Source organism: Staphylococcus americanisciuri, assembly GCF_024814435.1.
In the GTDB taxonomy this organism is placed as follows: Bacteria; Bacillota; Bacilli; order Staphylococcales; family Staphylococcaceae; genus Staphylococcus; species Staphylococcus americanisciuri.
Genome location: NZ_JANUXY010000003.1, coordinates 38,255 through 59,579 on the forward strand (window position 1 = coordinate 38,255; position 21,325 = coordinate 59,579).

The window sequence follows — 21,325 nt, forward strand, 5'->3', positions numbered from 1 at the left end:
AGCAAATCCTCTCTATATAATGTAACGTATCACAAATGCAATGGCACCAATTGGAATGATGCACAACAAGGCAAAGGTATCTCGCATCAGCCATTGTAAACGACGATAACTAGTGCGTTGTGCACTCGCATCATAACCTCGTACTTCCATCGCAATCGCTAATTCCTCAGCACGTTGGAATGCTGAGATAAATAATGGGATAAACAATGGAATAAACGCTTGAATGCGTGCCATTATGGAACCGCTTGACAATGCTGCACCACGTGATTTTTGTGCATTTATAATCTTATCCAACTCTTCCATTAGTGTTGGAATAAAACGCAATGCAATCGCCATCATCATGCTCAGTTCGGATACCGGAATTTTAAGATAGCGCAATGGTTTAAATAGACGCTCAAAGGCATCTGTCAGACCTAAAGGACTTGTTGTTAACGTTAAAATAGTTGAGATAATCATAATGTATGACAAGCGCAACACAATCAAAGTTCCTTCTTGCAGACCGTAAGTATCAATTGAGATAATTCCCCACTCAAACAGCCGTGTGCCGCCTTTCGTCAAAAACATATGCATCATAAAGGTTAAACTTAAAAAGAAAAAGAGTGGCAACAACCCTTTTAGTAAAAACCAGAGTGGAATACGGCCTAACTTCAACAATGTATAAAGAACAAGTCCAAGCCATAGATATGCTAGCCAAGCGTGACTAAAGAAAATAACAATGATAAATAAAAATACGAATAAGAACTTGCTGCGTGGATCTAAGCGATGTATGATCGAATCAATTGGCAAATAGCGTCCAATAATTAACTTATCTTTCATGTTGCTGCCTCCATACTTCATACATCTTCACAAATTCAACTTCTGTCATAGCTAGTCGCTCAAAACGCATATCTAAACGCGCTTCAACGTCTCTTTGTAGCTGAACAATATCGGGTAAATCCAAATGTAACAGCTGTACGTATTCCTTATCAGAGAAAAGTTCCTCTGGTGTCTGACTGCTGATAACACGCCCTTGTTTCATCACTTTAACTTCATCAGCATACAATGCAACATCATTCATATCATGCGTCACTAGAATAACCGTCTTTTTTTCTTTGTCCTGTATTTCTTTAAACAGTTGCATCACTTGTCGCTTACTCTTCGGATCAAGTCCTGCAGTAGGCTCATCTAACACTAATACATCTGGCTCCATTGCAAGAATCGCAACAAGCGCTACTTTGCGCATCTGCCCTCCTGATAGCAAAAACGGGGATTGCTGCATAACCTTTTCTGCATCAAATCCAAGCTGCTCCAACAACATCACTGCCCGTTGACGTGCCTTATTAAGGTCTAAACCATAATTTTTCGGTCCAAACAAAATTTCATGTTCAACCGTTTGTTCAAATAGCTGTGATTCTGGAAATTGAAAAACCATGCCAATACGTTTTCTAATCTTTTGTAATACTTTATCTTTTGTTTTGCGAGTAATCTGTACATCTAATACTTGTAATTCACCACGACTTGGTTTCAGCAAGCCGTTGAAATGTTGAATGAGTGTAGACTTCCCTGATCCTGTTTTTCCAATAATCGCATAATACTTGCCTTGCTCAAATTGTGTTGTAATAAGATTCAATGCCTTATATTCATATGGGGTATGCTGCTGATAAGTAAACGACACATCTTCAAATTTAATCATGATAAACACTCCAATAATTCATCATATGTTAAAAATCCTTTTTGCAAGCCCAGTAACTTTGCTATACGCATCTCAAAAGGCATATCTAGACCATATGCCGTCAACGTCTCGGCATGGGTAAAAATATCATTTACCGTACCAGATAGCGCTACAGCTCCCTTATTCAAGACAATCACGCGATCGGATGAAACAACTTCTGATAAATCATGGGTAATAGACAGTACTGTTACACCGTGCACTTGATTAAGCTTTTGAATCATCGAAAGTATCTCTTTTTTCCCTTCAGGATCCAACATCGATGTCGCTTCATCTAAAATAATTAACTTTGGCTTTAATGCTAATACACCTGCAATTGCCACACGCTGCTTCTGTCCTCCTGATAACGCAGTAGGTTCGTGGTTCTGTTTATCATGCATGTCAACGTCTTTTAACACATCTGGGACAATGGCATGCATTTCTTCATAAGATACACACTTATTCTCCAAACCAAATGCCACATCATACTTAACCGTAGACCCGACAAATTGATTATCTGGATTCTGAAAAACAATGCCTATATGATGACGAAAAGCGGTAAACTCAGTGTTTTTGATTGATGATTGTTCAATTAAAATATCACCTTCAAAATCATGCTCAATCCCTGCAATTAATTTTGCCAAAGTGGACTTTCCAGAACCATTATGTCCTACAATAGAAACCCATTCACCTTGATTTAACGTAAAATTAATATCTTTCAACACATAGTCATTATTTTCATTATATTGGAATGATACATTTTGAAACTGTAACAATGGCTTCTTCGACATAACTTTGACTCCCTTAATTGATTAAACACATTATCCTTTTTTAATCAAACTATTAAAAACTGCATATAAGGATAAATTATATTTAGTGTTTCTCTTTGACGTTCAAACTATTGCTTCAATGTCTGTTTTAGAATACCTCTTCATTTTACATAAAACCATACAACGGCACAACGCTTTTGAAAACGGTCAAAACAAATAAGACCTGCACAATCGCAGGCCTTATCATATGATGCTAAGTATTTGCATAAAAAAGCGCGCACCCCACCCTATTGAGATCACGCTTTATCATCAATATTTAATTGGATGGGATGCTCCTGAGCTAGACAATATCTGTATGTGGCAGACATTATCGTTGCACTCATTTGCTTTAAATGTAGTAGTGTGTATTAATTATACTAATTCAATAATTACTGTTAAAGCACCGTCACCTTTACGAGGTGCAACTTTAACGATACGTGTGTAACCACCTTGGCGGTCTTGGTAACGCTCAGCAATCTCACCAAACAACTTTTGTAACGCTGTTTGTGTTGTTTCATCTTCATTCAAGATTTCAACATTACGTAATGTTTTAGCTGCATTACGACGAGAAGCTAAGTCACCTTTTTTACCTAAAGTAATTAATTTTTCAACAACACTGCGAAGTTCTTTCGCACGCGCTTCAGTAGTTTCGATACGTTCGCTTACGATTAATGAAGTTGCTAAATCGCGTAACATTGCTTTACGTTGATCTGACGTACGACCTAATTTTCTGTAACCCATGAGTTAACCTCCTTTATCAATCTTCTTTTCTAAGACCTAAACCTAAGTCTTCTAATTTGTGTTTTACTTCTTCAAGAGACTTACGACCTAAGTTACGAACTTTCATCATATCAGCCTCTGATTTGTCAGCGAGTTCTTGTACTGAATTGATACCAGCACGTTTTAAACAGTTATAAGAACGTACAGATAAGTCTAATTCTTCAATAGACATTTCTAATACTTTTTCTTTTTGATCTTCTTCTTTTTCAATCATGATTTCTGCATTTTGCGCTTCGTCAGTTAAACCAACAAAGATATTCAAATGCTCAGTCATAATTTTGGCAGCTAAAGAAACAGATTCTTGTGGTGTGATAGAACCATCTGTCCAAACATCTAATGTTAACTTATCAAAGTCTGAACTTTGACCAACACGTGTGTTTTCAACTGTATAATTCACACGTTCAACTGGTGAGTATAGAGAATCAACAGGAATTACACCGATTGGCATATCACTTGAATTGTTTTGATCCGCTAAAGCATAACCGCGACCTGTGTTTGCAACTAAACGTAGTTTAAAATGACCACCCTTAGATACTGTAGCAATTTTAAGGTCTGGATTTAAGATTTCAACATCACTGTCATGTGTAATATCTCTTGCAGTAACTTCGCCTTCTTCTTTAACATCGATTTCTAGTGTTTTATCTTCTTCTGAATAAATCTTAAGCGCAAGCTTTTTGATATTCATAACGATAGTAGAAACATCTTCTACAACATTGTCAATCGCAGAGAATTCGTGTAAAACACCCTCGATTTCAATATATTTAACAGCCGCACCTGGTAATGATGATAGTAGGATACGACGTAAGGAGTTTCCTAGTGTAGTACCGTAACCACGTTCAAGTGGTTCAACAACGAACTTACCGAACTTAGCATCATCACTAACTTCAATTGTTTCAATTCTAGGTTTTTCAATTTCAATCATTTACATATCCTCCTTAAATACGTCGATTTGCATAAACTATAAATTTATTTACATGTGACAAAGAAAAAATTTAAAATTATACGCGACGACGTTTTGGCGGACGGCAACCATTATGTGGTACTGGAGTAACGTCTTTGATCGCTGTTACTTCTAAACCTGCTGATTGTAACGCACGGATCGCTGATTCACGACCTGGACCAGGACCTTTTACAGTTACTTCAACTGATTTCAAACCATGTTCCATAGCAGCTTTTGAAGCTGTTTCTGAAGCCATTTGTGCTGCGAATGGTGTAGATTTTTTAGAACCTTTAAAACCAAGCGCACCTGCTGATGACCATGATAAAGCATTACCAAACTCATCTGTAATAGTTACAATTGTATTGTTGAATGTAGAACGGATATGTGCAACACCGTTTTCAATATTCTTTTTCACTCTACGTTTACGTGATACTTGTTTACGTGCCATAGTAGTATTTGCCTCCTTTACCTATTATTTTTTCTTGTTAGCAACAGTTTTAACTGGGCCTTTACGCGTACGCGCATTGTTTTTTGTTTTTTGACCATTTACTGGTAAGCCACGACGGTGACGAATACCACGGTATGATGAGATTTCCATTAAGCGTTTGATGTTTAAGTTAGTTTCACGGCGTAAGTCACCTTCAACTTTATAGCCATCAACAACTTCACGAATACGACCTAACTCATCATCAGTTAAATCTTTTACACGTGTGTCTTCTGAAACGTTCGCTTCTGAAAGAATTTTTTGTGCTGTTGCTTTACCGATACCGTAGATATAAGTTAATGAAATTACTACGCGCTTATCACGTGGGATATCAATTCCTGCAATACGTGCCATTATATTTACACCTCTCTTTTAATTAACCTTGTTTTTGTTTGTGCTTAGGATTTTCACAAATTACCATTACTTTACCTTTACGTTTAATGACTTTGCATTTTTCGCAAATTGGTTTCACAGATGGTCTGACTTTCATTTTTATACCTCCTTCAATGTTGGAGTGACAATTATTTATAACGATATGTGATTCTGCCGCGTGTCAAATCGTACGGAGACATTTCAACTGTTACTTTATCGCCTGGTAGAATGCGAATATAGTTCATACGAATTTTACCACTAACGTGCGCTAAAATCTCATGACCATTTTCTAATTCTACTTTAAACATTGCATTAGGTAAAGTATCAAGTACTGTACCTTCAAGTTCGATTACATCTTGTTTCGCCATTGATTAACTCCTCCTTTTCAGTTGTAAGGATTATAGAACATCAACTCGATCATAGTAGCCTGGATCTCACTTCAAAATCATCATTATCATTAATGTCACAAATTTTATTACAGACAAACTCAATATTAACGACTTTATGAAAAGCGAACCACATCCAAGTCGCTCTATTTGAGTGATTCTAAAATTTGAATTACATCCTCTGAAACAGCATTTATCTCTTTTGAACCATCAATATTTTTCAAAACCCCTTCTTGACTGTAGAAGTCTAAAATTGGTTTAGATTGCTTGATGTTAACATTCAAGCGATTAGCAACTGTTTCTGGGTTATCATCTTCACGTTGATATAGCTTACCACCATCAAGATCACAAACACCTTCAACCTTTGGAGGATTGAAAACAAGATGATATGTTGTCCCACAAGTTTCGCAAATGCGACGTCCTGTAAGACGATTCATCAATTCCTCTTCTGGAACCTCGATATTAACCACAGCGTCGATTTCTCTGCCTAACTCTTTTAGAATTGAATTAAGCGCTTCAGCTTGATCAATTGTTCGAGGAAATCCGTCTAACAAGAATCCTTTTTTTGCGTCATCTTCTGAGATACGTTCTTTTACAATTCCTACTGTAACTTCATCCGGTACAAGTTCTCCGCGATCCATGTAAGATTTTGCTTCTTTACCTAGTTCAGTTTGCTCTTTAATCGCTTTTCTGAACATATCCCCTGTTGAAATGTGAGGGATTGGGTATTTTTTTACAATCTCACTCGCTTGAGTTCCTTTACCAGCACCAGGTAATCCCATTAAGATAATGTTCATATATGCCCTCCTAAAAATTATCGTCTACCAAAACCTCTATATTCTTTTTCATTCACTTGGGCTTCCAAACTCTTCATCGTCTCAATTGCAACACCGATAACGATAAGCAAGCTTGTACCACCTACTTGAATGGACTGTGGTAAGTTCATAAACTTCGTCGCAATAATTGGCAAAATCGCAATAACTGCTAAAAAGATTGAACCTACAAACGTCAATCGATAAAGGACTTTAGTAATATATTTTTTAGTATTAATGCCCGGTCTAATTCCCGGTACATAACTACCTTGTTTCTTTAGGTTTTCTGCCATCTTCTCTGGATTAACTTGAACAAACGCATAAAAATAAGTGAATGCAATGATCAAGACAACATACACAATCATTCCCACATTATGAGAAGGGTTTGCGTAAGTTCCAATCGCCTTCGCCCAATCTGCTTTAGGGAAGAACAATGTCAAAGTTCTTGGAAGCAAGAAAAATGCCATTGCAAAAATGACAGGAATAACACCTGCAGAGTTTACTTTTAAAGGTAAATACGTTGCTTGTGAACCTAATTGCATCTTGGATTGTTTCTTTGCATATTGAATCGGTATTTTACGAATCGCTTGTAAAACGTACACGGCTCCTACAGTAAGAAGTATCATACCGATAACGAGTCCTGCGACTTTCAACCAAGCTAATGTTACATCATCTTGACCAATAAACTCTTGTTGATAGAATTGAATCAACGCTGATGGTAAAGATGATAAAATACCTGCAAAGATAATGATTGAAATACCATTACCAACACCAAATTGCGTAATTTGTTCACCCAACCACATTAAAAATGCAGTTCCTGTAGTTAAAACAATTGCAATTAATAAATATGACCAAACATTTTGGTTCTTAATTAATGCCCCATCCAGATAAGTATTAAACTGGAATGACATACCTATTGATTGAATGAAGGCAAGGATAATCGTAAAATACCGTGTAAAAGTGCTCAGTTTTTTACGTCCTGTTTCGCCTTGTTTTGCCCATTCAGTAAACTTAGGTACTATATCCATTTGAAGCAATTGCATAACAATGGAAGCTGTGATATAAGGCATAATTCCCATTGCAAAGATGGAAAAGTTCTTCAAGGCACCGCCACCAAATGTGTTTAACAAGTCAGTGACGCCTTGAGAACCTCGTTGATTATCAAAAGCTGCTGGATCAACACCAGGTGCTGGAATATACGTACCTATTTTGAAAATTATTAACATTGCAAGAGTAAAAAGTATCTTGTTTCTTACTTCTTTCGTTTTGAAGAAGTTAACAAGCGTATGAAACATTAGATCACCTCGTGTGCTCCGCCTTTCGCTTCAATTGCTTCTTTGGCTGCAGCTGAGAATTTATGTGCTTTAACAGTTAATTTCTTTTCTAATGAACCATTACCTAAAACTTTAATGCCAGATTTTTCGGTTTTAACAACGCCTGTTTCGATTAATAATTCAGGTGTTACCTCAGTACCATCTTCAAATTTGTTAAGTTGATCTAAATTAACAATCGCATATTCTTTACGGTTAATGTTTGTGAAACCGCGTTTTGGTATACGACGGAATAATGGTAATTGACCACCTTCGAAACCTGGTCTTACACTACCACCTGAACGTGCTTTTTGACCTTTTTGACCGCGACCACTTGTTTTACCGTTACCAGTACCCGCACCACGGCCGACACGGTTACGTACTTTACGTGAACCTTCTGATGGTTTTAATTCATGTAATTTCATTTCGGCACCTCCTTAATTATTTTTCTTCTACTGTTACTAAGTGACTTACTTTGTTAATTTGTCCACGAATTGCATCATTGTCTTCAACAACTACTGAAGAATGCATTTTTTTAAGACCTAAAGCTTCTACAGTTTTACGTTGTGTCTCTGGACGACCAATAACGCTTCGAGTGAGGGTGATTTGAATTTTAGCCATTTATCTGTTTCCCTCCTTAATTGTATAATTCTTCTACTGATTTACCACGTAAACGGGCAACTTCTTCAGCATTTTTTAAGTTTTGTAAACCGTCGATAGTCGCACGAACCATGTTAATAGGTGTGTTAGAACCTAATGATTTACTTAAGATATCAGTGATACCTGCAAGCTCAAGCACGGCACGAACTGGTCCACCTGCAATAACACCAGTACCAGGTGCTGCTGGTTTCATTAAAACACTTCCTGAACCGAAACGTCCAGTAATTGTGTGAGGAGTTGTTCCGTCAACACGATGAACAGTGATAAGTTCTTTTTTCGCAGCTTCAACTGCTTTTTTGATAGCTTCAGGTACCTCTTGTGCTTTACCAGTACCGAAACCAACGCGACCATTTTTGTCACCTACTACTACTAATGCTGTGAAACGGAAACGACGTCCACCTTTAACAACTTTCGCAACACGGTTAATCGTAACAACGCGTTCTTCAAATTCTTTAACTTCTTCTTCTCTACGAGCCATTGAGTTGTCCCTCCTTTAAATTAAAATTGAAGTCCATTTTCGCGAGCTGCATCTGCTAATGCTTTCACACGTCCGTGGAATAAGTATCCTCCACGATCAAATACAACTGCTTCGATGCCTTTTTCATTCGCCTTTTTAGCGATTGCTTCACCAACTTTAGTTGCCATTTCAACTTTTGTCGCTGATGCGTCTACGCCACTATCTTTAGTTGATGCTTGCGCTAATGTAATGCCTTTTGAGTCATCAATGATTTGTGCATAGATGTGTTTATTTGAACGATATACGTTAAGACGTGGTCTTTCGCTAGTACCTGACAATTTCGTACGAACACGTGCATGTCTTTTTAAACGTACTTTGTTTTTATCAATTTTGCTGATCATGTCAATACTCCTTTCTATAGAGTTTATTTATTATTTACCAGTTTTACCTTCTTTACGGCGAACATATTCACCTTGGTAACGGATACCTTTACCTTTGTAAGGTTCTGGTGGACGAACGTCACGAATTTTTGATGCAGTTGCACCTACTAATTCTTTATCGATACCTTCAACTTTGACAGTCGTATTTTTTTCTACTGAGAAAGTAATACCTTCAGCAGCTTCCATTTCAACTGGATGAGAATAACCAACATTTAATACAAGCTTAGAACCTTGAACTTGTGCACGGTAACCTACACCGATAAGTTCTAAAGTTTTTTCGTATCCTTTAGATACACCTTGTACCATATTATTGATTAACGCACGAGTTGTACCATGAACAGTTCTGTGCTCTTTAGAATCTGATGGTCTTACAACTTCAAGTGTGTTTTCTTCTTGTTTATAAGTCATTTCTGGGTTTAAAGTACGTGATAATTCACCTTTTGGTCCTTTAACAGAAACTGTACTACCTTCGATAGTAACAGTTACATCGCTAGGGATCTCAATAATTTTTTTACCAACACGGCTCATGTTATGGCACCTCCTTATTTATTTAATCTTACCAAATGTATGCTAATACTTCTCCACCAACGTTACGTTTTCTAGCTTCTCTGTCAGTGATTACACCTTCAGAAGTAGATACTAATGCAATACCAAGACCATTTAATACTTTAGGCATTTCGCTTGCTTTAGCATAAACACGTAAACCTGGTTTAGAAATACGTTTTAAGCCTGTAATAACACGCTCATTGTTTGAACCATATTTCAAGAAGATACGGATAACACCTTGTTTATCATCTTCGATATATTCTACATTTTTGATGAAACCTTCACTTTTAAGGATTTCAGCAATTTCTTTTTTAATGTTTGATGCAGGTAACTCTAATTTTTCATGGCGCACCATGTTTGCATTTCTTACACGAGTTAGCATATCTGCAATTGGATCTGACAATGTCATAGTTTGTTGCCTCCTTTCAAGAGTTAAATTTTTACCAGCTAGCTTTACGAACGCCAGGAATTTGACCTTTGTAAGCTAATTCACGGAAACAAATACGGCAAAGTTTGAATTTACGATATACTGAGTGCGGACGACCACAGCGTTCACAGCGTGTATATTCACGGACTTGGAACTTTTGTTTACGTTGTTGCTTTGCAACCATTGATTTTTTAGCCACTTAATTAGCCTCCTTCAGAGATTATTTTTGAAATGGCATACCGAATTGTGTTAACAATTCACGAGCTTCCTCGTCAGTGTTAGCAGTTGTTACGATAACGATATCCATTCCACGTACTTTTGATACTTTATCATAGTCAATCTCAGGGAAAATTAATTGTTCTTTAACACCTAATGTGTAGTTACCACGACCGTCAAATGCATTTTTAGATACACCGCGGAAGTCACGTACACGTGGAAGTGATACAGAAATTAATTTATCTAAGAATTCATACATTCTTTCACCACGTAATGTTACTTTGGCACCAATTGGCATACCTTCACGTAAGCGGAATGTCGCAACTGATTTTTTAGCTTTTGTGATTAATGGTTTTTGACCAGTGATTGCTGTTAATTCTTCAACAGCTGTGTCCAATACTTTTGAGTTTTGAACAGCGTCACCAACACCCATGTTCACAACGATTTTGTCAATTTTAGGTACTTGCATTACTGAACTGTAATTGAATTTTTTAACTAAGTTCTCTGTAACTTCTGAGTTAAACTTTTCTTTCAAACGATTCAAAGTGGATCCTCCTTTCACCTGTTATTAATTATTAGACTTAATTTCTTCGCCAGATTTTTTTGCGATACGAACTTTTTTACCGTCAACAAATTTGTAGCCTACACGAGTAGGTTCGTTTGTTTTAGGGTCTAATACTTGTACGTTAGAAACATGAATAGCAGCTTCTGTTTCTAAGATTCCACCTTCAGGATTGAATTGTGTTGGTTTTTGGTGCTTTTTAATCATGTTCACACCTTCAACAACTACACGGTCTTTTTTAGGTTGAGTTTCTACAACTTTCCCTGTTTTACCTTTATCTTTTCCTGCAATAACGATAACATTATCACCTTTTTTAATATGCATGTGGGCACCTCCTTGAATTTGTTTATAAATGATTACTAATTAAAGTACTTCTGGTGCAAGGGAAACGATTTTCATAAAGTTTCCATCACGTAATTCACGTGCAACAGGTCCAAAGATACGTGTACCACGTGGCCCTTTGTCATCACGGATTACAACACATGCATTTTCGTCAAATTTGATGTATGAACCGTCTTTACGACGTACGCCAGATTTAGTACGTACTACAACAGCTTTAACAACATCACCCTTCTTAACAACGCCACCAGGTGTAGCATTTTTAACAGTTGCTACGATGACATCACCGATGTTAGCTGTTTTACGGCCAGATCCACCTAATACTTTGATTGTAAGAACTTCACGAGCACCAGAGTTGTCTGCTACTTTTAAGCGTGTTTCTTGTTGGATCATGATTATACCTCCCTTATCTTTAAATAGTCATTAAATGATTACTGATTCTTCGACAATTTCTACTAAACGGAAACGTTTTGTTGCTGATAAAGGACGCGTTTCTTGAATTTTAACAATATCTCCTAATTTAGCTGAATTGTTTTCATCATGTGTTTTATATTTTTTTGAGTATTTAACACGTTTACCATATAGTTTGTGTGTTTTGTAAGTTTCAACTAAAACAGTGATTGTTTTATCCATTTTATCTGAAACAACTTTACCAACGTAAACTTTACGATCATTTCTTTCGCTCACTTTAGTAACCTCCTCTTTCAACTATTATTGGTTTGCTTTACCTTGTTCTAATTCTCTTTCACGTGCAACAGTTTTTAGACGCGCGATCGTTTTTCTTACTGTTTTGATGCGTGCTGTCTCTTCTAATTGACCTGTAGCTAATTGAAAGCGTAGGTTAAAAAGCTCTTCTTTTGAAGCTTTGATTTGTTCTTCGATTTCTGAAGTGATTAAGTCTCTAATTTCCTTAGCTTTCATTTAATTCACCACCCAATTCTTCACGTTTTACAAACTTCGTTTTAACTGGAAGTTTGTGGCTTGCTAAACGTAGTGCTTCACGCGCAACTTCTTCAGATACGCCTGCAACTTCAAATAATACTCTACCTGGTTTAACAACTGCGATCCAGCCTTCAACCGCACCTTTACCAGCACCCATACGTACTTCTAAAGGTTTTTGTGTATATGGTGTATGAGGGAAGATTTTAATCCAAACTTTCCCGCCACGTTTCATGTAACGTGTCATAGCGATACGAGCTGATTCGATTTGACGAGATGTAATCCAAGAAGTTGTAGTTGCTTGAAGACCAAACTCACCAAATGTTACAAAGTTACCGCCTTTTGAACGACCTTTTGTATCAGGACGATGTTGACGACGATATTTTACACGCTTTGGTAGTAACATAATTATTTTCCTCCTTCACTATTTTTCTTAGTAGGAAGAACTTCACCACGATAGATCCATACTTTAACACCTAACTTACCATAAGTAGTGTCTGCTTCTGCATGTGCATAATCAATGTCAGCACGTAACGTATGAAGTGGTACAGTTCCTTCTGAATATTGTTCAGCACGCGCGATATCAGCGCCACCTAAACGACCTGAAACTTGAGTTTTGATACCTTTAGCACCAAGTTTCATTGCTCTGCTAATTGCTTGTTTTTGAACACGACGGAATGATGCACGGTTTTCTAATTGACGTGCAATGTTTTCAGCAACTAAGCGTGCATCAAGATCAACTTTCTTGATTTCAACTACGTTGATGTGAACTTTTTTATCAGTCAATTGGTTTAATTTGTTGCGAAGTTTTTCGATTTCTGAACCGCCTTTACCAATTACCATACCTGGTTTACCAGTGTGAATTGCAATGTTGATGCGGTTAGCAGCACGCTCAATCTCAACGTGAGATACTGATGCGTCTTTCAATGCTTTATCAATAAATTTACGAATTTTTAAGTCTTCGTGTAAAAGTGATGCGAAGTCTTTTTCAGCATACCATTTAGCTTCCCAGTCACGAATTACACCAACACGAAGTCCGATTGGATTAATTTTTTGACCCACAATGTTCCCTCCTTAATGATTTGATTAAGCTTCTTGAGCTTCTTCTTTACCATCACTTACTACGATAGTAATATGGCTTGTTCTTTTGTTAATAGCACTTGCGCGTCCTTGAGCACGTGGACGGAAACGTTTTAATGTTGGTCCTTCGTTAGCATAAGCTTCTTTAACAACTAATTCGTCTGTGTTCATACCATAGTTGTGTTCAGCGTTAGCTAAAGCGGACATTAATAATTTTTCTACTACTGGAGAAGAAGCTTTATTTGTTAATTTTAAAATAGCTACTGCTTCTCTTACGTCTTTACCTCGGATTAGGTCTAATACTAATCGAACTTTACGAGGTGCGATTCTGATAGTTCTAGCAACCGCTTTTGCTTCCATTCGTATTTCCTCCTCTACTTACTAGAAATGATTTATCTTCTTGTTTTCTTATCGTCTGCAGCATGTCCTTTGAAAGTACGAGTTGGAGCAAATTCACCTAATTTGTGACCAACCATATCTTCAGTTACATATACAGGTACATGTTTACGTCCATCGTAGACAGCGAATGTGTGTCCGATAAAATTTGGGAAAATTGTTGAACGACGTGACCAAGTTTTAATTACTTGTTTCTTTTGGCTATCACCTTGAGCTTCAACTTTTTTCATTAAATGCTCATCGACGAAAGGTCCCTTTTTAATACTACGAGCCATAATGGCGCCTCCTTTCTTATTATGTGCGTGCAGCGATTACGCCGCACACCCAAATAAGCTATTTTTATTTTTTCTTACGTCCACGTACGATAAGTTTGTCTGAACGTTTCTTACCACGACGTGTTTTCTTACCAAGCGTTGGTTTACCCCATGGTGACATTGGAGATGGGCGACCGATAGGGGCACGACCTTCACCACCACCATGTGGGTGATCGTTAGGGTTCATTACAGAACCACGAACTGTTGGTCTCTTACCTAACCATCTTGATTTACCAGCTTTACCGATGTTAACAAGTTCGTGTTGGAGGTTACCAACTTGTCCAACTGTTGCACGGCAAGTTGAAAGAATCATACGTACTTCACCAGAACGAAGTCTTACAAGTACATATTTACCTTCTTTACCTAATACTTGCGCACTTGCACCAGCAGAACGTGCGATTTGACCACCACGGCCAGGTTTTAATTCGATATTATGAATTACTGTACCTACAGGGATGTCTTTTAATTGAAGTGCATTACCAACTTTGATGTCAGCTTCTGAACCACTTTCAATAATTTGACCTACTTGTAATCCTTTAGGTGCGATGATGTAACGTTTTTCACCATCTGCATATACGATTAAAGCAATGTTTGCTGATCTGTTTGGATCATATTGAATAGAATCTACTTTACCAGCGATTCCGTCTTTATTACGTTTGAAATCAATCACACGGTATTGACGTTTATGTCCACCACCGTGATGGCGTACTGTCAATTTACCTTGGTTGTTACGACCCGCTTTTTTCGGTAGCGGTTGTAATAATGACTTTTCAGGTTTTGACTCTGTAATCTCAGAGAAATCTAATGTAGTCATATTACGACGACCATTAGTAATTGGCTTATAATGTTTAAGCGCCATTGTCGTTTACCTCCTTAATGGTAATTAAATTTTAGTTGAATAAGTCGATTTGACCTTCTTTTAATGTAACAATCGCTTTACGGCGTTTGTTTGTATAGCCTTGGTAACGGCCCATACGTTTTTTCTTAGGTTTGTAGTTGATGATGTTGACTTTTGCAACTTTTACATCAAAAATTTCTTCTACAGCTGTTTTGACTTGTGTTTTGTTTGCACGAACATCAACGTCAAAAGTGTATTTATCTTCAGCCATTGCTTCAGATGATTTCTCAGTGATTACGGGGCGCTTTAAAATGTCTCTTGCTTCCATTATGCGAGCACCTCCTCAACTTTTTTAGCTGCTTCTTCAGTGATTAAAACACTGTCAGCATGTGTTAAATCTAATACATTTAAGCCTTCAGGTGTTGTGATTTGAACGCCTGGAATGTTGCGTGCTGATAATTCAACATTAACATCCTCAAGTGTTACAACTAAAACTTTCTTAGGTAATTCTAAGTTAGCTAATGTTGTTTTGAATTCTTTTGTTTTTGGCGCCTCTAAGTTGAAGCTGTCAACAATTTTGAATTCATTTTCTTGTACTTTGAATGAAAGTGCTGATTTTAATGCTAAACGACGCATTTTCTTAGGCATTTTGTATGCATAGCTTCTTGGTGTTGGTCCGAATACAACACCACCACCACGCCATTGTGGAGCACGGATAGTACCTTGACGCGCACGACCTGTACCTTTTTGTCTCCATGGTTTACGTCCACCACCACGAACTGCAGAACGGTTCTTAACCGCATGTGTTCCTTGGCGTAATGACGCACGTTGTAATTGAATTGCTTCAAATAAAACCGCATTGTTTGGTTCGATTGCGAATACCGCATCGCTAAGTTCAACTGAACCTGCTTTAGTTCCGTCAACTTTTAAAACATCATAACTTGCCATTATGCATTTCCTCCTTTCACTTCTAATTATTTATTAGCTTTGATTGCTGATTGGATTTGTACAAAACCTTTTTTAGGACCAGGTACATTACCTTTTACTAAAATTACGCTGTTTTCCGTATCTACTTGAACAACTTCTAAGTTTTGAACAGTTACTGTATTACCACCCATACGACCTGGTAATTTTTGTCCTTTGAATACACGTGATGCATCTGACGCCATACCAATTGAACCAGGTGCTCTGTGGAAATGAGAACCGTGTGACATTGGTCCACGTGATTGATTGTGACGCTTGATCGCACCTTGGAAACCTTTACCTTTTGAAGTTCCTGTTACGTCAATTACGTCGCCTACTTCGAATGTATCTACTGAGACTTCTTGACCTACTTCGTATTCGTCAACATTGATGTTTCTGAATTCACGAATGAAGCGCTTAGGTGCTGTGCCCGCTTTTTTAGCGTGACCTTCAGCTGGCTTGTTTGCATATTTATTCGTTTTGCTACCTTTTTTATATGCTTCTTTGTTTTCAAAACCGATTTGGACCGCATTGTAGCCATCAACTTCTTCAGTTTTCTTTTGTAATACTACATTTTCTTTCGCTTCGATTACTGTTACAGGAATTAAGTCTCCATTTTCACCGAATACTTGAGTCATACCAATTTTTCTTCCTAAGATTCCTTTGGTCATCGAAAGTCCACCTCCTAAATTTTAATTATAATTTGATTTCGATGTCTACACCTGATGGTAAGTTTAAGCCCATTAAAGCGTCAACTGTTTTTGGTGTAGGGTTAACAATGTCGATTAAACGTTTGTGTGTACGTTGTTCGAATTGTTCACGTGAATCTTTGTACTTATGTACCGCACGAATGATTGTGTATACTGATTTCTCAGTTGGTAATGGAATTGGACCTGATACATCCGCTCCAGAACGTTTAGCAGTTTCAACAATCTTTTCTGCTGATTGATCGATGACACGGTGGTCATAAGCTTTTAATCTGATTCTGATTTTTTGTTTTGCCATTATTTACCCTCCTTAATTCGTCTTCATAAAAGTGATAGACTTCTCCACGAAAACTATCTGGCACAATGCCATGGCAAAGCGGCCGGGTGTGTCAGTAACCTTTCGCTTCATCGCATTAAAAAGTCCAACATTAGACATTTTACAAGAAAAAGTGCGATTTGGCAACCCGTTCTTGCAAATTTTTATGTCTAATTACATACCATGTCATTTTACTGTATATAAGCAATGAGTTCAACCATTTATATCATTTTTTTAATCTTACTGCTTCCTTTTGTTCTTTCTTATCAAATTGATTATAATAGAAAAAAGCCATGAGTTTATTCTTCCTATAATAAGAGGTGCATATATGACCAAAAAAATAAAAAATTCATTAATCACACTAACTTTAATTGCATTGATATCAGAGTTCATTGCCGGCTTTCCTTTTTTAGGGGGTTGGTATGTCATAGCGCTAGGTTGGCAACCATTAGCATTTAATATAGCTATCTATGTTATTATGGTGCTCATTCTTATTTTCGATAAACAGAGCGCCATTCGCCCAATGGTTCTAATCCCATTGATTGGTGCCATTGTTAATTGTATTGCGATTATACCCGTGATAGGTATGTTGTTGCACTGGCTAATGCTTGCGTTACTGATTTTCATGTTATTCATTCTATATGCTACACCTGTTTATATTGCAAACGCACATGCTCGTGTCATTTATGATGATTATGAAAATAGAAAACATAAACTGCGCTAAAGCTTATACGCATATTTAAAAAGAGCCAAAAAAATTCACTTTCGAATTTTTTTGGCTCTTTTATTTTAGCTTTTAACCATGAACAAAAACAAAATATAAGATGAAGATAACCATTAAAACGTACATAATCGGATGCACTTCTTTATGACGTTTAGTTAATAACATTGTGATTGGATAGAAAATAAATCCACATGCTATACCTGTCGCAATAGAGTATGACAATGGCATCATAATAATTGTAACAAAGGCTGGTACTGCAACTTCAAATTTTTTCCAGCTGATTTCCGCTAAGTTAGACGCCATTAAAACCCCAACGACTACAAGTGCTGGTGTTGTAACAGCAGATGTCACTACAGCCATTAATGGACTGAAAAACAATGCTAATAAGAAGCAAATACCTGTGACAATACTCGCAAGCCCTGTGCGTGCACCAACAGCTACACCGGATGTTGACTCAATATATGATGTTGTTGTAGTTGTTCCGAAAATAGCTCCAGTCATAGTTGCAAGTGAATCTGCAAATAAGGCACGCCCTGCACGTGGTAACTTATTGTCTTTCATGAAACCTGCTTGTGAAGCCACGGCAACAATTGTACCGGCTGTATCAAAAAAGTCGATAAATAAAAATGTTAAAATAACAATCAGGAATTGAATCGTGAATAACTGTGCTGGATCTTGAAATGATTCGAATGCTGCGCCAAATGTTGGAGCAATACTAGGAATTTTGCCAATTACACCTGTTGGCGGTGCAATTTGATGTGTCAGTAACCCTACGATAGCAGTTATCACCATTCCTAAAAAGATTGCGCCAGATACTCTTTTCGTATACAAAATAACTGTAATAACAATACCGAACACTGCAAGTAATACTGACGGGTCGGTAATCTTACCTAAAGTAACGAGGGTTGCATCATTGTTCACAATAATACCTGAACTTTGCAATCCGACAAAAGTAATAAATAAACCAATACCTGATGAAACAGCCATCTTCATTTCAAAAGGAATTGCATTAATAATGATTTCTCTCAGACCTGTAGCCGTTAAAATAGCAAAGAAGAGTCCTGAGAAAAATACACCTGTTAAACCAACTTGCCACGGAATCCCCATTGTTAAAACAACCGTAAAAGCAAAAAATGCATTGAGTCCCATACCAGGTGCAAGTGCGATAGGATAACGAGCAATCAGCCCCATGAACAAACAACCTACAAAGGCTGCCAGTGCAGTTGCTACAAAAATAGCTCCTTGATCCATTTTTTGATCTGCTGGTATACCATCCACACCAGCTAAACTTAAAACTTGTGGATTGACAGCTAATATATATGCCATCGATAAAAACGTTGTAAGACCGCCGAGAATTTCTCGTTTATAATTAGTTTGGTGCTCGTCAAAGCGAAAGTATCGTCTCACTGTAATTGACTCCTTTATTTAAAATACTCATTTATTCTAATACGGGCACTACAGAATTTCAATAACAAATACGAACTTTATATCTTTTTTTATAGATTTTGTTCGATTTTCAGACACTTATCCTTTTAAGCCTTTCAATGCTTCTTTGAATGGATTATTTTCCAATTGCTCATCTTTCATATATTTTTTCATTTCTCGCTTAGAAACTTTATCTTTTCCTTTGTTTTTGAAACGCTTATCCATTTGTTCTTGTGTCTCTGTATATCCACAGCTACAACGGTAAGTTGCTCTCTTTCCTGTGCCAAACTTTGTCAAACGCTTTTTACATTGTGGGCAACGCGCTTTAGTTTGCGTCTTAACATCTTTCTTCGTCTTACAACTCGGATCTTGGCAAACAAGCATTGAACCATTCTTAGTTTTAACTCTTAACATGAACTTGCCACATGTCGGACATTCTGCAGAAGTTAAATTGTCATGTTTATATTTCTGTTCACTGCTTTTAATCTCCTGAATAATCTTTCGTGTGAACTCCTTCATTTCACCGATAAATTGCTTGCGTTGCAGTTGCCCCTTTTCAATGCGCAACAGCTTATCCTCCCACTCTGCCGTCAGCAACGGAGAAGTTAATGTTTCTGGAGCCAGCTCCAATATCTGTCGCCCCTTAGATGTCACTTTAATGTTACCACCTTGATTCTCTATTGCATTCATCGTGTAAAGTTTATCAATGATGTCTGCTCGAGTCGCAACTGTCCCAATCCCTCCCGTCGCTTTCAATGTCTGGGCTGACTTTTGGTCACGCAGCTCAAAAAACTTGTCTGGTCGTTCCATCGCTTTCAATAAAGTTCCTTCATTAAAGTACGGTGGTGGTGTCGTTTGATGTGTTTGAATCTCTGGTGCCTGTATCTTTAGACGTTCCCCTTTCTCAAATGTCGGTGCTTGTTCATGATTCATTACCGTCGTTTGAACACGCTTGAAACCTAAGTCTACAGGCTGCTGCATCTGATTCACAAATGTTGCATCTCCCACCTGCGCAACAACTTTTTGCTCAATATAACGGTACGGTGGTGATAACACTTCCAAAAAGCGCTGCACAATGAGTAAATAAACTTTCTGCTCAGTAGGGGTTAAATCAGACATGTTAGGGCGAACCTCCGTGGGAATAATCGCATGATGATCCGATACCTTTTGATTGTTAATATACTTCGCCTTCACGCCAAACTTCTGTTGGACTAACGTCTTCGCTACGTCACGATAGTCTGTACCCATCGTCGCTTGTAATCGTTCTTTCAAAGTATCAACCATATCAGTCGTTAAATAATTAGAATCCGTTCTTGGATAAGTCACAAGCTTATGACGTTCATAAAGTTGTTGTAGCGTATTCAACGTCTGCTTTGCACCAAGATGGTATCGCTGATAAGCAGCTTGTTGTAAATCTGTTAAGTTGAACAGCGTGCTAGGGTATGTTTTTTTCTGCTTACTTTCTACAGATGTAATAGTCGCTTGTTGGTCTTTGAGACGTGCCACAAGTGTATCTAGTTGGCTGCGATTCATAATGCGTTGATTAGTCTGATAATCGAACTTAACCCCTTTCAAAGTAAGAGACAGTGTGAAATAGTCTTGTGGCTTGAAGGATTTAATCTCTTGTTGACGAAGATGGATGAGTTGAATCGTTGGTGTTTGCACACGCCCGAGAGATAGTTGCGCATCATATTTTGTTGTGAGCGCACGAGTCGCATTGATACCGACAATCCAATCCGCTTCACTTCTCGCTAACGCCGCTTGATACAAGTTATCATATTGTTTACCATCCTTGAGGTGTTTGAAACCATCGCGTATGGCTTTAGTCGTAACAGAGCTAATCCACAAACGCTTAATTTGTTTTTGAACACGTGCTTTATCAATAATCAAACGCGCAACAAGCTCTCCCTCACGCCCAGCATCTGTTGCAATAATAATTTGCTTTACATCATCACGTTTCATCAAATGTTGAACGGTATTAAATTGTTTTCTCGTCTTATTAATAACGACTGTTTTCATGTATTTCGGCAATATAGGTAGGTCTTCCATACGCCATTGTTGAAGCGTTTTATCATATTGCTCAGGGGTCGCATTCGTCACTAAATGACCGAGCGCCCACGTCACAATATAGTTATTATTCTCAAAATAACCATTCTTAGCTGTATTGATATGCAAAGCTTTCGCAATATCTCTACCTACCGATGGCTTTTCGGCTAAAATTAATGCTTTCATTGTCTAACTCCTTTATGTGCTTTTATAAACATTTCTTCATTTATTTCGATTCGTTTTTTCATATTTATGTTGATTGTAACATGAGGGTGACATAGCGGTACTAAAACATACGCAGAAAAACTATTTAAAGTCACGCAAGCAATATTAACTGATATACAAATGCA

Annotated in this window: 35 protein-coding genes; 1 reads left to right on the forward strand and 34 read right to left on the reverse strand. The window is 37.5% G+C overall.

Features of this window, described 5'->3' with window-relative positions; translation table 11 throughout:
- Window positions 1-12: 12 nt before the first annotated feature.
- The 32 genes from NXS11_RS03560 to rpsJ form a co-directional block, all read right to left on the reverse strand.
- Entirely contained in the window at window positions 13-816 is an 804-nt protein-coding gene (locus tag NXS11_RS03560) for an energy-coupling factor transporter transmembrane component T family protein (protein ID WP_259198705.1), read from the reverse strand.
- The gene (locus NXS11_RS03565) at window positions 806-1,672 is read right to left on the reverse strand and encodes an energy-coupling factor transporter ATPase (protein ID WP_259198706.1); all 867 of its coding nucleotides are present in this window, start codon (window positions 1,670-1,672) and stop codon (window positions 806-808) included. Before NXS11_RS03565 ends, NXS11_RS03560 begins: the two co-directional genes overlap by 11 nt.
- Complete coding sequence (locus tag NXS11_RS03570; RefSeq protein WP_259198707.1) at window positions 1,669-2,478, reverse strand: energy-coupling factor transporter ATPase; 810 nt, start codon at window positions 2,476-2,478, stop codon at window positions 1,669-1,671. The genes NXS11_RS03565 and NXS11_RS03570 overlap by 4 nt, the downstream gene beginning before the upstream one ends.
- A gap of 390 nt (window positions 2,479-2,868) precedes the next feature.
- A complete protein-coding gene (rplQ, locus tag NXS11_RS03575; protein WP_044359403.1) occupies window positions 2,869-3,237 on the reverse strand; it encodes a 50S ribosomal protein L17 in 369 nt (122 codons plus the stop codon).
- A 16-nt stretch (window positions 3,238-3,253) separates the two neighbouring features.
- Complete coding sequence (locus tag NXS11_RS03580; RefSeq protein ID WP_259198708.1) at window positions 3,254-4,198, reverse strand: DNA-directed RNA polymerase subunit alpha; 945 nt, start codon at window positions 4,196-4,198, stop codon at window positions 3,254-3,256.
- A 76-nt stretch (window positions 4,199-4,274) separates the two neighbouring features.
- Window positions 4,275-4,664, reverse strand: a complete 390-nt coding sequence (rpsK, locus tag NXS11_RS03585; RefSeq protein ID WP_014613235.1) for a 30S ribosomal protein S11 — start codon at window positions 4,662-4,664, stop codon at window positions 4,275-4,277.
- A gap of 24 nt (window positions 4,665-4,688) precedes the next feature.
- Complete coding sequence (gene rpsM, locus NXS11_RS03590; protein WP_044359405.1) at window positions 4,689-5,054, reverse strand: 30S ribosomal protein S13; 366 nt, start codon at window positions 5,052-5,054, stop codon at window positions 4,689-4,691.
- Window positions 5,055-5,076: 22 nt separating this feature from the next.
- Window positions 5,077-5,190, reverse strand: a complete 114-nt coding sequence (gene rpmJ, locus NXS11_RS03595) for a 50S ribosomal protein L36 (RefSeq protein ID WP_002509257.1) — start codon at window positions 5,188-5,190, stop codon at window positions 5,077-5,079.
- A 31-nt stretch (window positions 5,191-5,221) separates the two neighbouring features.
- Window positions 5,222-5,440, reverse strand: coding sequence for a translation initiation factor IF-1 (gene infA / locus NXS11_RS03600; protein WP_001118443.1), 219 nt, complete (start codon window positions 5,438-5,440; stop codon window positions 5,222-5,224).
- A gap of 164 nt (window positions 5,441-5,604) precedes the next feature.
- Window positions 5,605-6,255, reverse strand: a complete 651-nt coding sequence (locus NXS11_RS03605; protein ID WP_259199072.1) for an adenylate kinase — start codon at window positions 6,253-6,255, stop codon at window positions 5,605-5,607.
- Between the two features lie 17 nt (window positions 6,256-6,272).
- The gene (secY, locus tag NXS11_RS03610) at window positions 6,273-7,565 is read right to left on the reverse strand and encodes a preprotein translocase subunit SecY (RefSeq protein ID WP_259199073.1); all 1,293 of its coding nucleotides are present in this window, start codon (window positions 7,563-7,565) and stop codon (window positions 6,273-6,275) included.
- Window positions 7,565-8,005, reverse strand: a complete 441-nt coding sequence (gene rplO / locus NXS11_RS03615) for a 50S ribosomal protein L15 (protein ID WP_259199074.1) — start codon at window positions 8,003-8,005, stop codon at window positions 7,565-7,567. Before rplO ends, secY begins: the two co-directional genes overlap by 1 nt.
- Before the next feature lie 16 nt (window positions 8,006-8,021).
- A complete protein-coding gene (rpmD, locus tag NXS11_RS03620) occupies window positions 8,022-8,201 on the reverse strand; it encodes a 50S ribosomal protein L30 (RefSeq protein ID WP_044359546.1) in 180 nt (59 codons plus the stop codon).
- Window positions 8,202-8,217: 16 nt separating this feature from the next.
- Entirely contained in the window at window positions 8,218-8,718 is a 501-nt protein-coding gene (rpsE, locus tag NXS11_RS03625) for a 30S ribosomal protein S5 (protein WP_044359547.1), read from the reverse strand.
- A gap of 20 nt (window positions 8,719-8,738) precedes the next feature.
- On the reverse strand, window positions 8,739-9,098 hold the full coding sequence (gene rplR, locus NXS11_RS03630; RefSeq protein WP_259199076.1) for a 50S ribosomal protein L18: 360 nt from the start codon (window positions 9,096-9,098) through the stop codon (window positions 8,739-8,741).
- 30 nt (window positions 9,099-9,128) lie between these two features.
- Entirely contained in the window at window positions 9,129-9,665 is a 537-nt protein-coding gene (gene rplF / locus NXS11_RS03635) for a 50S ribosomal protein L6 (RefSeq protein ID WP_103357396.1), read from the reverse strand.
- A 28-nt stretch (window positions 9,666-9,693) separates the two neighbouring features.
- The gene (gene rpsH, locus NXS11_RS03640; protein WP_103357395.1) at window positions 9,694-10,092 is read right to left on the reverse strand and encodes a 30S ribosomal protein S8; all 399 of its coding nucleotides are present in this window, start codon (window positions 10,090-10,092) and stop codon (window positions 9,694-9,696) included.
- Between the two features lie 31 nt (window positions 10,093-10,123).
- A complete protein-coding gene (locus NXS11_RS03645) occupies window positions 10,124-10,309 on the reverse strand; it encodes a type Z 30S ribosomal protein S14 (RefSeq protein ID WP_009382778.1) in 186 nt (61 codons plus the stop codon).
- Window positions 10,310-10,330: 21 nt separating this feature from the next.
- Complete coding sequence (gene rplE, locus NXS11_RS03650) at window positions 10,331-10,870, reverse strand: 50S ribosomal protein L5 (RefSeq protein ID WP_044359552.1); 540 nt, start codon at window positions 10,868-10,870, stop codon at window positions 10,331-10,333.
- Window positions 10,871-10,894: 24 nt separating this feature from the next.
- Window positions 10,895-11,212, reverse strand: a complete 318-nt coding sequence (gene rplX / locus NXS11_RS03655) for a 50S ribosomal protein L24 (protein ID WP_259199077.1) — start codon at window positions 11,210-11,212, stop codon at window positions 10,895-10,897.
- Window positions 11,213-11,251: 39 nt separating this feature from the next.
- Window positions 11,252-11,620 carry a 50S ribosomal protein L14 gene (gene rplN / locus NXS11_RS03660; protein ID WP_044359554.1) on the reverse strand — a complete coding sequence of 123 codons (369 nt, stop codon included), beginning with the start codon at window positions 11,618-11,620 and terminating at the stop codon, window positions 11,252-11,254.
- 30 nt (window positions 11,621-11,650) lie between these two features.
- Complete coding sequence (gene rpsQ / locus NXS11_RS03665) at window positions 11,651-11,914, reverse strand: 30S ribosomal protein S17 (protein WP_000004086.1); 264 nt, start codon at window positions 11,912-11,914, stop codon at window positions 11,651-11,653.
- A 24-nt stretch (window positions 11,915-11,938) separates the two neighbouring features.
- Window positions 11,939-12,148 carry a 50S ribosomal protein L29 gene (gene rpmC / locus NXS11_RS03670; RefSeq protein WP_259199080.1) on the reverse strand — a complete coding sequence of 70 codons (210 nt, stop codon included), beginning with the start codon at window positions 12,146-12,148 and terminating at the stop codon, window positions 11,939-11,941.
- Complete coding sequence (gene rplP, locus NXS11_RS03675) at window positions 12,138-12,572, reverse strand: 50S ribosomal protein L16 (RefSeq protein ID WP_259199081.1); 435 nt, start codon at window positions 12,570-12,572, stop codon at window positions 12,138-12,140. The genes rpmC and rplP overlap by 11 nt, the downstream gene beginning before the upstream one ends.
- A gap of 2 nt (window positions 12,573-12,574) precedes the next feature.
- Window positions 12,575-13,228: a 30S ribosomal protein S3 gene (gene rpsC, locus NXS11_RS03680; RefSeq protein WP_259199083.1), complete on the reverse strand. Its 654-nt coding sequence runs from the start codon at window positions 13,226-13,228 to the stop codon at window positions 12,575-12,577.
- Between the two features lie 24 nt (window positions 13,229-13,252).
- Entirely contained in the window at window positions 13,253-13,606 is a 354-nt protein-coding gene (gene rplV / locus NXS11_RS03685) for a 50S ribosomal protein L22 (protein ID WP_016426354.1), read from the reverse strand.
- 32 nt (window positions 13,607-13,638) lie between these two features.
- Window positions 13,639-13,917 (reverse strand): 30S ribosomal protein S19, encoded by a 279-nt coding sequence (gene rpsS, locus NXS11_RS03690; protein WP_044359572.1) that lies wholly within the window; start codon window positions 13,915-13,917, stop codon window positions 13,639-13,641.
- A gap of 64 nt (window positions 13,918-13,981) precedes the next feature.
- Window positions 13,982-14,815, reverse strand: a complete 834-nt coding sequence (gene rplB / locus NXS11_RS03695; protein WP_259199084.1) for a 50S ribosomal protein L2 — start codon at window positions 14,813-14,815, stop codon at window positions 13,982-13,984.
- 31 nt (window positions 14,816-14,846) lie between these two features.
- Entirely contained in the window at window positions 14,847-15,122 is a 276-nt protein-coding gene (gene rplW, locus NXS11_RS03700; protein ID WP_259199085.1) for a 50S ribosomal protein L23, read from the reverse strand.
- Window positions 15,122-15,742, reverse strand: a complete 621-nt coding sequence (gene rplD, locus NXS11_RS03705) for a 50S ribosomal protein L4 (protein ID WP_259199086.1) — start codon at window positions 15,740-15,742, stop codon at window positions 15,122-15,124. Before rplD ends, rplW begins: the two co-directional genes overlap by 1 nt.
- Window positions 15,743-15,768: 26 nt before the next feature.
- Window positions 15,769-16,428: a 50S ribosomal protein L3 gene (gene rplC, locus NXS11_RS03710; protein WP_259199087.1), complete on the reverse strand. Its 660-nt coding sequence runs from the start codon at window positions 16,426-16,428 to the stop codon at window positions 15,769-15,771.
- A gap of 25 nt (window positions 16,429-16,453) precedes the next feature.
- Window positions 16,454-16,762: a 30S ribosomal protein S10 gene (rpsJ, locus tag NXS11_RS03715; RefSeq protein WP_001118667.1), complete on the reverse strand. Its 309-nt coding sequence runs from the start codon at window positions 16,760-16,762 to the stop codon at window positions 16,454-16,456.
- Window positions 16,763-17,108: 346 nt separating this feature from the next.
- Between rpsJ and NXS11_RS03720 the strand changes: the two genes are divergently transcribed.
- Window positions 17,109-17,504, forward strand: coding sequence for a hypothetical protein (locus NXS11_RS03720; protein WP_259199088.1), 396 nt, complete (start codon window positions 17,109-17,111; stop codon window positions 17,502-17,504).
- Window positions 17,505-17,576: 72 nt separating this feature from the next.
- Here NXS11_RS03720 and NXS11_RS03725 read toward each other — a convergent pair whose 3' ends face one another.
- Window positions 17,577-18,911, reverse strand: a complete 1,335-nt coding sequence (locus NXS11_RS03725; protein ID WP_259199089.1) for an NCS2 family permease — start codon at window positions 18,909-18,911, stop codon at window positions 17,577-17,579.
- 117 nt (window positions 18,912-19,028) lie between these two features.
- Window positions 19,029-21,161, reverse strand: a complete 2,133-nt coding sequence (locus NXS11_RS03730; RefSeq protein WP_259199090.1) for a DNA topoisomerase III — start codon at window positions 21,159-21,161, stop codon at window positions 19,029-19,031.
- Window positions 21,162-21,325 lie beyond the last annotated feature (164 nt).

Bases quoted from the DNA above. Each gene is read 5' to 3' on its own strand.
- rplP (WP_259199081.1), bottom strand. From the start codon at position 12,572: ATGTTACTACCAAAGCGTGTAAAATATCGTCGTCAACATCGTCCTGAT.
- rplC (WP_259199087.1), bottom strand. From the start codon at position 16,428: ATGACCAAAGGAATCTTAGGAAGAAAAATTGGTATGACTCAAGTATTC.
- rpsJ (WP_001118667.1), bottom strand. From the start codon at position 16,762: ATGGCAAAACAAAAAATCAGAATCAGATTAAAAGCTTATGACCACCGT.
- rplN (WP_044359554.1), bottom strand. From the start codon at position 11,620: ATGATCCAACAAGAAACACGCTTAAAAGTAGCAGACAACTCTGGTGCT.
- rplR (WP_259199076.1), bottom strand. From the start codon at position 9,098: ATGATCAGCAAAATTGATAAAAACAAAGTACGTTTAAAAAGACATGCA.
- NXS11_RS03570 (WP_259198707.1), bottom strand. From the start codon at position 2,478: ATGTCGAAGAAGCCATTGTTACAGTTTCAAAATGTATCATTCCAATAT.
- rpmC (WP_259199080.1), bottom strand. From the start codon at position 12,148: ATGAAAGCTAAGGAAATTAGAGACTTAATCACTTCAGAAATCGAAGAA.
- rplD (WP_259199086.1), bottom strand. From the start codon at position 15,742: ATGGCAAGTTATGATGTTTTAAAAGTTGACGGAACTAAAGCAGGTTCA.
- NXS11_RS03560 (WP_259198705.1), bottom strand. From the start codon at position 816: ATGAAAGATAAGTTAATTATTGGACGCTATTTGCCAATTGATTCGATC.
- rplO (WP_259199074.1), bottom strand. From the start codon at position 8,005: ATGAAATTACATGAATTAAAACCATCAGAAGGTTCACGTAAAGTACGT.
- rplB (WP_259199084.1), bottom strand. From the start codon at position 14,815: ATGGCGCTTAAACATTATAAGCCAATTACTAATGGTCGTCGTAATATG.
- rpmJ (WP_002509257.1), bottom strand. From the start codon at position 5,190: ATGAAAGTCAGACCATCTGTGAAACCAATTTGCGAAAAATGCAAAGTC.
- rplW (WP_259199085.1), bottom strand. From the start codon at position 15,122: ATGGAAGCAAGAGACATTTTAAAGCGCCCCGTAATCACTGAGAAATCA.
- rpsM (WP_044359405.1), bottom strand. From the start codon at position 5,054: ATGGCACGTATTGCAGGAATTGATATCCCACGTGATAAGCGCGTAGTA.
- NXS11_RS03730 (WP_259199090.1), bottom strand. From the start codon at position 21,161: ATGAAAGCATTAATTTTAGCCGAAAAGCCATCGGTAGGTAGAGATATT.
- rpsH (WP_103357395.1), bottom strand. From the start codon at position 10,092: ATGACATTGTCAGATCCAATTGCAGATATGCTAACTCGTGTAAGAAAT.
- rpmD (WP_044359546.1), bottom strand. From the start codon at position 8,201: ATGGCTAAAATTCAAATCACCCTCACTCGAAGCGTTATTGGTCGTCCA.
- infA (WP_001118443.1), bottom strand. From the start codon at position 5,440: ATGGCGAAACAAGATGTAATCGAACTTGAAGGTACAGTACTTGATACT.
- NXS11_RS03605 (WP_259199072.1), bottom strand. From the start codon at position 6,255: ATGAACATTATCTTAATGGGATTACCTGGTGCTGGTAAAGGAACTCAA.
- rplX (WP_259199077.1), bottom strand. From the start codon at position 11,212: ATGCATATTAAAAAAGGTGATAATGTTATCGTTATTGCAGGAAAAGAT.
- rpsE (WP_044359547.1), bottom strand. From the start codon at position 8,718: ATGGCTCGTAGAGAAGAAGAAGTTAAAGAATTTGAAGAACGCGTTGTT.
- rplQ (WP_044359403.1), bottom strand. From the start codon at position 3,237: ATGGGTTACAGAAAATTAGGTCGTACGTCAGATCAACGTAAAGCAATG.
- rpsS (WP_044359572.1), bottom strand. From the start codon at position 13,917: ATGGCTCGTAGTATTAAAAAGGGACCTTTCGTCGATGAGCATTTAATG.
- NXS11_RS03565 (WP_259198706.1), bottom strand. From the start codon at position 1,672: ATGATTAAATTTGAAGATGTGTCGTTTACTTATCAGCAGCATACCCCA.
- secY (WP_259199073.1), bottom strand. From the start codon at position 7,565: ATGTTTCATACGCTTGTTAACTTCTTCAAAACGAAAGAAGTAAGAAAC.
- rpsK (WP_014613235.1), bottom strand. From the start codon at position 4,664: ATGGCACGTAAACAAGTATCACGTAAACGTAGAGTGAAAAAGAATATT.
- rplF (WP_103357396.1), bottom strand. From the start codon at position 9,665: ATGAGCCGTGTTGGTAAAAAAATTATTGAGATCCCTAGCGATGTAACT.
- NXS11_RS03720 (WP_259199088.1), top strand. From the start codon at position 17,109: ATGACCAAAAAAATAAAAAATTCATTAATCACACTAACTTTAATTGCA.
- rplV (WP_016426354.1), bottom strand. From the start codon at position 13,606: ATGGAAGCAAAAGCGGTTGCTAGAACTATCAGAATCGCACCTCGTAAA.
- NXS11_RS03580 (WP_259198708.1), bottom strand. From the start codon at position 4,198: ATGATTGAAATTGAAAAACCTAGAATTGAAACAATTGAAGTTAGTGAT.